This window comes from Pseudomonas sp. A-R-19 (assembly GCF_019956575.1).
In the GTDB taxonomy this organism is placed as follows: Bacteria; Pseudomonadota; Gammaproteobacteria; order Pseudomonadales; family Pseudomonadaceae; genus Aquipseudomonas.
In genome coordinates this window covers 1-11,889 of record NZ_JAHBDR010000119.1, presented here as the reverse complement: position 1 = coordinate 11,889, position 11,889 = coordinate 1, and the positions used below count along the sequence as shown (strand labels likewise).

At 63.9% G+C, this 11,889-nt stretch carries 8 protein-coding genes and 1 pseudogene; all 9 read right to left on the bottom strand.

What is annotated here, in order from left to right; genetic code table 11:
• A pseudogene (locus KGA88_RS30355) lies at positions 1-145 on the bottom strand (ABC transporter permease); the annotation flags it as partial.
• Between the two features lie 3 nt (positions 146-148).
• Entirely contained in the window at positions 149-1,108 is a 960-nt protein-coding gene (locus tag KGA88_RS30350; protein WP_110661184.1) for an ABC transporter permease, read from the bottom strand.
• A 170-nt stretch (positions 1,109-1,278) separates the two neighbouring features.
• Positions 1,279-2,880, bottom strand: a complete 1,602-nt coding sequence (locus KGA88_RS30345) for an ABC transporter substrate-binding protein (RefSeq protein ID WP_223596445.1) — start codon at positions 2,878-2,880, stop codon at positions 1,279-1,281.
• 99 nt (positions 2,881-2,979) lie between these two features.
• Positions 2,980-4,395, bottom strand: coding sequence for an aldehyde dehydrogenase family protein (locus tag KGA88_RS30340; RefSeq protein WP_223596443.1), 1,416 nt, complete (start codon positions 4,393-4,395; stop codon positions 2,980-2,982).
• A complete protein-coding gene (locus KGA88_RS30335; RefSeq protein WP_223596441.1) occupies positions 4,388-5,578 on the bottom strand; it encodes a pyridoxal phosphate-dependent aminotransferase in 1,191 nt (396 codons plus the stop codon). Before KGA88_RS30335 ends, KGA88_RS30340 begins: the two co-directional genes overlap by 8 nt.
• A gap of 24 nt (positions 5,579-5,602) precedes the next feature.
• Positions 5,603-7,210, bottom strand: a complete 1,608-nt coding sequence (locus KGA88_RS30330; protein ID WP_223596438.1) for a 5-guanidino-2-oxopentanoate decarboxylase — start codon at positions 7,208-7,210, stop codon at positions 5,603-5,605.
• 10 nt (positions 7,211-7,220) lie between these two features.
• Complete coding sequence (locus tag KGA88_RS30325) at positions 7,221-9,320, bottom strand: acetate--CoA ligase family protein (protein ID WP_223596427.1); 2,100 nt, start codon at positions 9,318-9,320, stop codon at positions 7,221-7,223.
• An 18-nt stretch (positions 9,321-9,338) separates the two neighbouring features.
• Positions 9,339-10,499, bottom strand: a complete 1,161-nt coding sequence (locus KGA88_RS30320) for an acyl-CoA dehydrogenase family protein (protein ID WP_007981552.1) — start codon at positions 10,497-10,499, stop codon at positions 9,339-9,341.
• Between the two features lie 81 nt (positions 10,500-10,580).
• A complete protein-coding gene (locus KGA88_RS30315; RefSeq protein WP_223596425.1) occupies positions 10,581-11,372 on the bottom strand; it encodes an enoyl-CoA hydratase/isomerase family protein in 792 nt (263 codons plus the stop codon).
• Between the last annotated feature and the right edge of the window lie 517 nt (positions 11,373-11,889).

The window sequence follows — 11,889 nt, the reverse complement described above, 5'->3', positions numbered from 1 at the left end:
GTTCAAAGCCCCCGCCCACCACCTGGGTTTCGCCGAACGGCGCCAGGACCGGGGCGAACACCGCCACCAGCACGTACAGCACGATCATCAACAAACCGAACTTGGCGCTCAGGGGCGCCCGCCACACTTGTTTCAACAGGCTCATGGTCTACCCCTTCGGATGCATCAGGCGTGGGTTGCTGGCAATCGACAGCACATCGGCACTGGTGTTGAGCAGGATGTAGGTCGCGGCGAAGATCAGGCTGCAGGCCTGCACCACCGGGATATCGCGCTTGGCCACCGAGTCCACCAGCAACTGGCCGAGGCCCGGATAGACGAACACCACTTCGACCACCACCACGCCGACCACCAGGTACGCCAGGTTCAGCGCCACCACGTTGACGATCGGCGCCAGGGCGTTGGGCAAGGCGTGGCGAAAGATGATCCGCGACTGGCTGATGCCCTTGAGCCGGGCCATTTCGATGTAGGGGCTGGCCAGCAGGTTGATCAGGGATGCGCGAGTCATGCGCATCATCTGCGCGATCACCACCAGGCTCAGGGTCGCCACCGGCAGTACCGAGCGTTCCAGTATCGTGCCCAAGGAAGCGTCCGGCGCCAGGTTGGAAATGCTCGGGAACCAGTTGAGCTTCACCGCGAACACCAGGATCAGGATGTAGGCGACGAAGAACTCGGGGAACGACACCGCGCTCAGGGCCGAGGTGTTGAGCAACCGGTCGAACCAGCTGTTGCGGTACAAGGCTGCGAGCATGCCCAGCAGCAACGCCAGGGGCACCGACACCAGCGCCGCCAGCAATGCGAGGCTGAAGGTGTTGCCCAGGCGCGAGCTGACCAGATCGGCAATGGGCCGCTGGTTGGCCAGCGACACACCGAGATCACCGTGCAGCAACTGCCAGATCCAGTGGCCGAAACGGGTCAGCGGCGGCAGGTCCAGGCCCAGTTGCGCGCGGTAGGCCGCCACGGTTTCCGGGGTGGCCGACTGGCCGAGCATGGCCTGGGCGATATCGCCCGGGAGCATGCCGACGGCGAGGAAGATGATCACTGAAACGGCGAACAGGGACAGCAGGCCCAGGGCCAGGCGCTGCCCCAACAGTTTGAAAATACTTCTCATCGTGCAGTTCCTTGGATTGGGCACGCTTCAGAAAACAACGACTGTAGGAGCGAGCCTGCTCGCGAAAAACCAGAGAGCACCGAGGTGAACCAGGTATCCCGCGTCATCGTTAGCCTCCATCGCGAGCAGGCTCGCTCCTACAGGGGCTCTTCATTGCATCGACGATTTCATCACGCCTGCCACCAACGCTCGATCACCCGCAGCCCATCCAGCTCACCGTAAGGCGCGGTCTGCCCGCCGTGAACAACCTTGTTCGAGCGCGCCGCCACGGAACTGGCGAACAGCGGCACGATCGCCCCGCCCTCGTCGCGGCACAGCGCCTGCATTTCGTTGTACATCTCGCGGCGCAGCGGGTCGTTCATCTCGCCCCGGGCGGCGTTGAGCAGCTGGTTGAAACGCGGGTTGTCCCAATGGGTTTCGTTCCAGGCCGCGCCCTTGGCGTAGCCGATACTGAACATGCGGTCGGCAGTCAGGCTGCTGTACCAGAACGAGGTGGTGAACGGTTGCTTCATCCACACGTTGGAGAAGAACCCATCGGCCGGCTCGCGCACCACGTCGATGTCAATCCCCGCGGCACGCGCCTGCTCCTTGAACAGCACCGAGGCGTCCACGGCGCCGGTGTAGGCGGCGTCGGAGGCTTGCAGGCGTACCTTGAGCGAATCCAGGCCGGCCTTTTTCAGGTAGAAGCGCGACTTGTCCGGATCGTAGGTGCGTTGTTCCAGTGCCGTATTGATGAAGCGGCTGCCGGGCTGGATCGGGTGGTCGTTACCCACCAGGCCATAGCCGTGCAGCACCGAGGCCAGCAGGGTTTCGCGGTTGATCGCATGCTTCATCGCCAGCCGCACGTCGTTGTTCAGGAACACCTGGCTGTCAGTGAGCATCGGGAAGGTGTAGTGCTGGGCGCCTTTGGTTTCTTCGATGACCAGGTTCGGGTTGCGCTTGAGCAGCGCCACGGTTTTCAGGTCGACCTTGTTGATCACGTCCACCTGCCCGGTGACCAGCGCATTGACCCGTGCCGCGCCGTCGGAGATGGCGATCAACTCGGCGCTGGCGAAGTGCGCCCGCCCCGGTTTCCAGTAATCCGGGCTGCGTTCCAGGGTCATGCGCACGCCCGGTTCGAAGTCCTTGAGGCGATAGCCACCGGTGCCGGCGCCAGCCTGCCAGTCCGCCGCGCCATCCTTGCTCGGCATGATCGCCAGGTGGTAATCGGCAACCACATAGGAGAAATCGGCGTTGCCCGAGTGCAGTTCGAACACCACGCTGTCGCTGCCGTTGGCGCTGACCTTGGCCACGTCGCCCAGCACGGTCTTGGCCGCCGAGGTGGATTTCTCGCCGAGGTGATGCTGGATCGAAGCAACCACGTCGTCAGCGGTCAGGGTCTTGCCGTTGTGGAAGGTCACGCCCTGACGGATCTTGAAGGTCCAGATACGCGCGTCCGGGGTCGAACTCCAGCTTTCGGCCAGTTCGGGGATGGCCGTGCCGTCGACGGCAATTTCGGTCAGGGTGTTATAGACCGCCGAGAAGCCGACGAAGGTGAAGGTGTCGGCCCAGGAACCCGGATCTTTCGAGTCAGTGGTGCTGCCCCCCGCCAGGCCCAGACGCAGGACACCGCCCGGTTTTGGCGTGGCGTCTGCAGCGAAGGCGCCAAACGGCAGGCCCATGGAGAACGCCCCGGCCACGGCAGCGGCTGCAGCGCTGTACTTGAGGAAGTCCCTACGCGGGAAGCTGAATTCATGGTTCGCTTGAGTAATCTTGTTTTTGTTATCGCTCATTGCATTGCCCCTGATCAAAAAGCTAATGAATTACCGGTTCAAAACCACGCAAGACACCGGGCCAGGGCCCGGTGCATACAACGTCTGAATCGCCAACTGTCACACCTGGATCGCCTTCACTTCGACGAACTCGTTGAGTCCCTCCTCACCCCATTCGCGACCGTTACCCGACTGTTTGTAGCCACCGAACGGCGCTTGATAATTGAATGCCGCACCGTTGAGGAAGCACTGGCCGGCGCGCAGCTGCCGCCCCAGGTGCAAGGCGCGCTCGGCACTGCCGGCCCACACGCCGCTGGACAGGCCGAACGGTGAGTCGTTGGCGATCTGGATCGCCTGTGCTTCGTCGGTGTAAGGGATCAGGCACAGCACCGGGCCGAAGATTTCTTCCTGGGCGATGCGCATGCGGTTGTCGACATCGGCGAACAGCGTCGGGCTGACATAGAAGCCGCGTTCGAAAGCCGACGGCGTATCACCGCCGCACAGCAGCCGTGCGCCTTCCTGTTGGCCGACCTTGATGTAGTCGAGCACGGTGCGTTTTTGCCCGGCCGAACACATCGGGCCGAGGAAGCTTTGCGGGTCGAGGGGATCGCCCATGCGCAGGCTCAGGGTTTCCGTCAGCGCCAGTTCGACGGCCTCGGCGTAACGGCTGGCCGGCAGCAGCATGCGGGTCAACGCGGTGCAGGTCTGCCCGGAGTTGATCATCACGTCCTGCACGCCGTAGCGCACCGCCGCTGCCAGATCGGCATCCTCGGCGATCAGCAACGGCGACTTGCCACCCAGCTCCAGGCACACGCGCTTGACCGAAGGTGCTGCTGCTTGCGCCACGCGAACGCCGGCGCCGGTGGAACCGGTGAACGACACCATGTCCACGTCCGGATGCTTGGCCAGTGCTTCGCCGACTTTCGAGCCCGGCCCGCTGACCAGGTTGAACACCCCGGCCGGCAGGCCGATGTCCTCGATCATTTGCGCCAGCAGGAAGGCGTGCAGCGGGGTTTCCTGGCTCGGCTTGACCACCACCGTGCAACCGGCGGCCAGGGCCGGGGCGAGTTTGCCGATCAGCTGGTGCAACGGGTAATTCCACGGATTGATGAATGCGCAGACACCCACGGCCTCGCGGATCACCAGCGAATTGCCGACTTCACGCACCTCGTCCATGAGATGAGCCAGTTCGACGTACTGCTCAAGGCCAGCGATCGGCCCGTCTACTTGCACCGAGCGACACCATTGCACCGGCATGCCCAGTTCCGAGGTGATGACGGCGGCCATCTCATCGGCACGCTTGCGCAGTTGTTCTGCCAGTGCACGGATGTAACCGGCACGCACGCTGGAGGGTGTGCGCGACCATGAGTCAAAGGCCCGGCGTGCAGCCGCCACGGCGTTTTCAACGTCAAGCTCATCACCCAGCGGAACACTGCCGCACACCTCCTCGGAGGCCGGGTTGATCACCTCGGCGATACCCTGCCCCGAAGGTTTCTGCCAGCGCCCATCAATAAACAACGCCTTGTGGTTAAGCATGAACCTGGACCTCCATCAGTTCTTGAGCACAACGGGCAATGCGCTGGCAGGCATCGCGCAGGGGTTCGGCGCCGACCACCAGACCGAGGCGTATATGCCCCGCCGCGCTCGGACCAAAGGCCTCGCCCGCCAATACCGACACGCCGTGACGATCCAGCAAACGGTCGGCGAACGCCTGGGCGCTGAGCCCGGTCTGGCGGATATCGAGCATCACGAACATCCCGCCGTCAGGCTTCAACGCCCGCACGCCGGGGCAATCGGCCAGGCTGTCGCACACCAGGTCACGACGCTGGCGATAGGCTTCGCGCATGGCTACGAGTTCCGGCAGGTTGCTTTCCAGTGCGATAACCGCTGCGTCCTGAATGAAATCCGGTGAGCCGTAGAGCATGCACAACGCGAGGTTTTCCAGGTGCGCGGCCAGGGACGGCGGCGCCACCACCCAGCCGACGCGCCAACCGGTCATGGCATGGGATTTCGACAGGCTGTTGAGGGTCGCGGTGCGCTCGGCCATGCCCGGCAGGCTCGCCGGGCTGACGTGTTCGCCTTCGAACAGCAGTTCGCTGTAGACCTCGTCGGAAATCAGCCACAGGTCGTGGGCGATGCACAACTCGGCCAACGCGGCCCAGGTGCTGCGCGGCAGACTGGCGCCGGACGGGTTGTGCGGGCTGTTCAGCGCCAGTGCCCGGGTGCGTGGGGTGATGCGCGCGGCGACATCTTCGGGCAGCACGCGAAAACCGTTTTCCGAACGCACCGGCACCGGCACCACCACGGCGCCGCAGGCACCGAACACCGCTTCGTAGGTGACGTACATCGGTTCGGCGACGATCACTTCGTCACCGGGATTGAGCACGCATTGGGCCACACTGAACAGCGCACATTGCGCCCCGGCCAGCACCGTGACCTGATCGGCCGAAACCGATTGGCCGCTGCGCTGTTGATGCCGCTTGGCGATGGCTTCACGCAGGGCACGCTTGCCGCGCACCTCGGCGTAATGGGTGTTGCCGCTCCGCAAACTGTCGATGGCGCCTTGCACGATAGGCTGTGGCGTGTCGAAATCCGGGTCGCCCACGGACAACAGCAATATGTCTTCGCCCTGCTCGCGCAGTGCCAGGGCGCGGTAGTGAATGTCCCACGCGGCGGCGCCGTCGCCGGCGATTCGTTGAGTCAGATCGGAAAAGCGCATGGCTTCATCCCCTTTAAATGCAGATCAATGCGCACAGGCATGCTTGAGTTCGATCAGGGTCACGCCGTTGCGCTTGAAGCCGTGGCGCAGGTCGGTCTGCAACTCGGCCAGGCTTTGCGGCTGAGTCACGGTGCAGCCGAACGCACGCGCGAGGGCGGCGAAATCCGGGTTGCGTGGCAATACGCCGATGGGCTCGATATCCAGCCCGAGCATGTCGTCGCGAATCTGCCCCAGCGCGTCGTTGTTCCACAGCAGCACCACCAGCGGGCTGTCCAGTTCTTCAACAGCCGTGGCCAGTTCCTGGGCGGTGTAGAGGAAACCGCCGTCGCCGACCAGCACCAGGCCAGGCCGTTGCGGCGCGCCGAATTTGGCGCCGATCCCGGCTGGCAGGCCGTAACCCAAGGTGCCGTAGCCAGTCGGGTGCAACCAGCTGCGGGTGGCGGCGCTGTCGAAGGCGTAGTTACCCGTATACGCAAGCTGGGTCATGTCGGTGCTGATGAAGGCGTTGTCCGGCAATTCCGCGGCGATACGGTCGAGAATCGCTTGATGGATGGACTGCAACGGGCCATGGCTGCCTTTGACCGCTTCACGCAGGGCGGCGACCGCGGCCACCGCTGCGCTGGCATCGCGCACGTCGCTCGGCAGGCGCTCAAGCAAACCGCTGAGGGTTTGTTGGGCGTCGCCATGCAGGGCCACTGCGCATGGGTAGAAGTCGTTGAACTTGCGCGGGTCGATGTCGACGCGCAGCAACTCGGCATTGAGCGGCAAACGCTCGCGCCAGAAGTCGGTGTCGGCCATTTCGGTGCCGACCGCCAGCACCACGTCGGCCTCGGCGATCAGGTTCCAGCCCGGTTCCACACACAGGGAGGAACCGGCGTTGAGCGGTGCATCCGGCGGCAGCAAGCCCTTGCCGGCAACACTGGTGAACAGCGGCGCTGCGAGCTGGGTGCTGATGGCTTGCAGCTGCGCAGCAGCATTCAGCGCACCGCCACCGGCAATGATCATCGGACGCTTGGCAGCATTGAGCCTGGCCACGGCCTGGTCCAGCGCAGTGGCGGATGCCGGACCACGGCCCGGACGACGCACCACCTCATTGCTCCAGTCGCGGGCAATGGGCGCCGCCAATACATCCAGCGGCACCGAGATGTGCACCGGGCGCGGCCGCTCGCTGTCGAACACCGCGTAGGCCCGGGCGATCAGTTCCGGCAGGTCTTCAGCGGTCAGTGCCACGGCCGAGAACGCAGTAATCGGCGCGGTCATCGCCCGCTGGTCCTGACACTCGTGCAGGCTGCCCCAACCCTTGCCCAGGCTGGCGCTGTGGTTGACGCTGGAAATCACCAGCATCGGAATCGAGTCGGCGTAGGCCTGGCCGATGCCAGTGGCGGCGTTGGTCACGCCGGGGCCGGTGATGACGAAGCACACGCCGGGTTTGCCGCTGACCCGGGCATAGCCGTCGGCCATGAAGCTGGCGCCCTGCTCATGACGGGTCAGCACGTGGCGGATGCCGCTGCCGGGCAAGCCGCGATACAGCTCCAGGGTGTGTACGCCGGGGATGCCGAACACGGTATCGACGCCGTAGTTGGCCAACAGGCGCACCAGGGCCTGGCCGCCGGTCAAGGTTTTGCTTTGCATATTCATGTCCTCACGCGTGGTCGAGGCGAATCAACGCATCGACCGCAGTCGTGCCGTGGGCACCGACCAACAATGGGTTCACATCAAGTTCGAGCAGTTGCGCGGCGTTTTCGCAGGCGTAATCGGCCACGGCGCGGATCGCCGTCACCAAGGCGTCGAGATCGGCGCACTCGCGACCACGGAAACCTTGCAGCAACGGGGCGCTGCGCAGGTTGAGCACGGCATTGCGGATGGCGCCGTCGGTGGTCGGCAGCAGCAGGCTGCGACTGTCCTTGAGCAGTTCCACCAGAATGCCGCCGGCACCGATCACCAGGGCGAGGCCGAAATCGTTTTCGCGCTTGATCCCGACAATCAGTTCAGTCAGTGGCGGCTTGGCCATCGGCTCCAGCAATAGCTGGTCGAAGGGTACGCCCGGGGCGTAAGCGGCAATGCTGGCGCACATCTTCTCCAGTGCAGCGCTCAATGCCGTGCCGTCCTTGAGGTTCAGCGCCACGGCACCGGCCTCGGTCTTGTGCGGCAACTGAGCGCTGACGGCTTTCAAGACCAGTGGATAGCCCAGTAATTCGGCGTCTTTCAAAGCTTGATCCGGGGTACTCAAAACACCGTTCGGAATCGGCAAGCCAAAGGCTTTCAACGCCTGTTTGGAATCCCATTCATTGAGCAAACGCCCTTCGCCTTCCAGCGCGTGCGGGCACAGCGGCACCAACGCCGACTCACCCAGAGCCAACAACGCCTGGCGATTGCGCTGATAACCGGCGATGCGGCCCCAGGCGGCCAGTCCGTCTTCAACACCCTGCAACGCCGCTACGCCTTGGGCGTGCAGACGCTCACGGGCATGGGCCGGTAGCAACTCGGGGAAAGCCGAGGTGACAAAGCCGCTCTTGCCGTGACGTTGCAGCGCCGCGCAGTACAGTTCCAGCAGCAGGTCGCACTCCTTGCGCTCGCCGGTGAACTCCGCCGGGTAGTCGAGCACCAGCATCGCTGCATCGGCTTCGGTGCGCAGGGCGCTGTCGAGCATGCGGTTCAAGGCTTCACCGTCGCCCCATATTGCCGTGGTGAAATCCAGTGGATTGACCAGGTTGGCGTAGCTCGGCAGCACTTGCGCGAGTTCGCCGACCTGTCCTTGATCGAGTTTCGGCAGGCTCAGGTCGTTGCGTTCGGCGTAGTCGGCAATCAACCCGGCATCGCCACCGGAACAGGCCAGCGCGATCAGGCTGTTGCCCGCCGGCAGGTTGCCGCAGGCGGCGGCCTTGAGGGTTTCGACAAAACTCACCGGGCCGCTGACGCGGATCACCCCGAGGCGATCGAACAGCGCGTCGTACAGTGCATCGGAACCGGACAGCGAACTGGTATGACTCAAGGCCAGTTCGGCGCCGATCTGCGACACACCGGTTTTCAGGGCGATGATCGGGATGCCCATCTCCAGCGCCTTGTGCGCGGCACGGGCAAAACCCGGCACGTTCTTCAGGCCTTCGAGGTGCAGGCCGATCGCCGTGACGCGCGGCTCGTCGAGCAACACGTCCATCAATTCAGCCACGCCCAGTTGCGCCTGATTGCCCACCGAGGCCATGTAGGCCACCGGCAGCGAGCGGTCGCTCATGGACAGGTTGTAGGCGAAGTTGCCGCTCTGGGTCAGCACCGCCACGCCCTTCTCCACCGCTTTGCCGCCATGGGCCACCGGCCACAGCGCGGAGCTGTGCAGGTAGTCGAGCAAGCCGTAGCAGTTGGGGCCGAGCAAGGCCATGTCGCCAGCGGCCTTGAGCAGTTGCTGTTGCAGGGCCTGGCCCTCGGCGCCGGTCTCGGCGAAACCGGAGGCGTAGCAGATCGCCCCGCCCGCGCCGATGGCGGCCAGTTCGGCCACGCAGGTCAGGGTCAGTTCGCGGTTGGTGGCGATGAATACCGCGTCCGGGCCGCAAGGCAGCTCGGCCACGCTGCGCACGCACGGCACGCCTTCGAGGCTGTCGTGCTGCGGATTGACCAGCCACATCTGCCCCTGGTAGCCGCCCTCGGCACAGCGCTTGAGCGCGCGCGCCATGCTGCGGCCGCCGACGAACGCCACGTGTTGCGGCGCGAGCATGCGTTTGAGGTTGTCACGAATGGATTGGGACATGGGAATTCTCCGGACCGATCAGCGCAGCAGCGGCCGCAGCAGCTCGCGGGAAATGATGTGGCGCTGGATTTCCGAAGTGCCTTCCCAGATCCGCTCGATCCGCGCGTTACGCCAGATGCGCTCCACCGGACCTTCGTCCATCAGGCCCATGCCGCCGAAGATCTGCACCGCTTCATCGGCGGTGCGGCCGAGCACTTCACTGGCGAACAGCTTGGCCATGCCGGCCTCGCCATCGGTCATGGTGCCCTGGTCCATTTTCCAGGCAGTGTGCAGGGTCAGCAGTTCGGCGGCACGGATTTGCGTGGCCATGTCGGCCAATTTGAACGACACGCCCTGGTAAGTGCCGATGGGCTGGCCGAATTGCTTGCGGTCCGCCGCCCATTGCAGCGACACGTCCAGTGCACGCTGGGCCTGACCGACGCAGTTGGCCGCGACCATCACCCGCCCGGCGGTCAGCCAGGCGTTGGCCACGTCCCAGCCCTTGCCGACTTCGCCCAGCACTTTGCTGGCCGGTACGCGGCAGTCGTCGAAGAACATTTCGAAGGTGTGATAACCACGGTTGCTCACGCACTTCGGCCCACGGCGAATGGTCATGCCCGGGGTGTTGCGGTCGACCAGGAACGACGTCACGGCGTTACGCTTTTTGCCGTTGTGTTCGTAGGTGTCGGTCACGGCGAAGACGATGGCGAAGTCGGCATGGCCGGCGTGGCTGATGAAATGCTTGCTGCCGTTGAGAATGAAGTCATCGCCTTCGCGCACGGCGCGTGTCTTGATCGCATTGGCATCGGAGCCGGCGCCCGGCTCGGTCAGGGCGAAGCAGTCGATTTTCTCGCCCTGGATGCACGGCAACAGGTAGTCGTTGATCTGGTCGCCGGTGCAGGCCATGAGGATTTTCGACGGCCGTGCGACAAACACGTGCAGCGCCCAGGACACCTTGGACAGCTCACGTTCGATCAGCGCCTGGGACAGGTAGTCCAGGCCGCCACCGCCGACTTCTTCGGGCATGTTGAAAGCGTAGAAGCCGGCGGCGATCGCCTTGCCGCGAATCTGCGCTGCCAGTTCCGGGGAGACCTCGTCGGCGCGGTCGACTTGCTCTTCATAGGGCAGCAGTTCCTTCTCGACGAAGCTGCGTACCGAGTCCACCAACATTTCTTGTTCTTGGGTCAGTTGGAAATTCATGGTGCTACCTGTTGTTCGTTCACAAAGAATGGTGTGCGAGGCTGAAGGCGATCGCTGGCAAGCCAGTGCCTACAGGTCGTGTCAGCGGCCGACGAAGTTCGCCGGGCGTTTTTCCATGGCAGCGCGCAGGGCTTCGTTGCCGTCTTCGCTACGACCGCAGAGCAGGCCAGCGGCGAGTTCGGCCTGCAGCTGTTCCGCCAGGCTGCGTTCGGCGCCTTCGCGCATGAGTTTTTTAGTCTGGGCGAAGGCGAAGGTCGGGCCGGCGGCCAGGCGTGCGGCCAATTCGCTGGTGACGGTCAGCAGTTGCTCGTCGGCGCACACTTCGCCAACCAGCCCGGCGGCCAGGGCACGGTCGGCGCCCCACAATTCGTCGAGGAACAGCAGGCGCTTGGCCTGTTCGCTGCCGATCAGGCGCGGCAGGTGCCAACTGGCGCCGGCGTCCGGCGAGTAGGCCATGCTGGTGTAGCCGGCCTTGAAGCGCGCCGATTGCCCGGCGATGCGCAGGTCGCAGCACAGGGTCAGGTCCATCCCGGCGCCGACGGCGGTGCCGTTGATGGCGGCGATGGTCGGTTTTTCCAGGCTGTGCAGGCGGGTCATCAAGGCGTGGGCGGTTTCGGTCCAGCCGTAGGTTTCCAAGGCGCCGCGGGCTTCGGCATCGGCCCATTCATCGAGGTCGGCACCGGCGCAGAAACTGCGGCCGCTGCCGGTGAGCACCACTACGCGCACCGCTGGGTCGGCGTTGAAAGCATCGAGCAAAGCGTGCAGGTTTTTCAGCGTCGGTATGTCCAGCGCATTGCGCTGGGCAGTGCGATTGAGGGTGATCCAGGCAACGCCTGCTTCGACCTGGCTGAGCAGCGACGATTGAGTGGTCATGGGAATCCTCGAATTATTGTGATTGGTCTGAGGTGATGCGACTTGAGGCCATACTAAACGAGTGTTCAGTAAGGCGGCAATCGGTACAAAATCAGCGTGTAACAGTCTGAAAAATTTCTTATCTATTTGTTTTTATTGGTTTTATTTTCATAATCCGGTTTGCTGCGCGGATGACTGTTACAACTTCGAACAAACGGCAACGCACAATCTGTAGGAGCCGGCTTGCCGGCGAAGGCGTTTTCAATGCCGATGCATGTCTCGAGGCCGCTATCGCTGGCAAGCCAGCTCCTACAGGGATCTTCGGCGCACGCAAAGGTCGGGGCGCCACATAGCACTGTAGGAGCCGGCTTGCTGGCGAAGGCGTTTTCAATGTTGGTGCATGACTTGAGGGCGCTATCGCTGGCAAGCCAGCGCCTACAGGGATCTTCAATGCGCCATAAAACACTGTGGGAGCGGGCTTGCTCGCGAAGAGGCGCTGTCAGTCAACATTGATGGTGACTGACACTGCGCTTTCGCG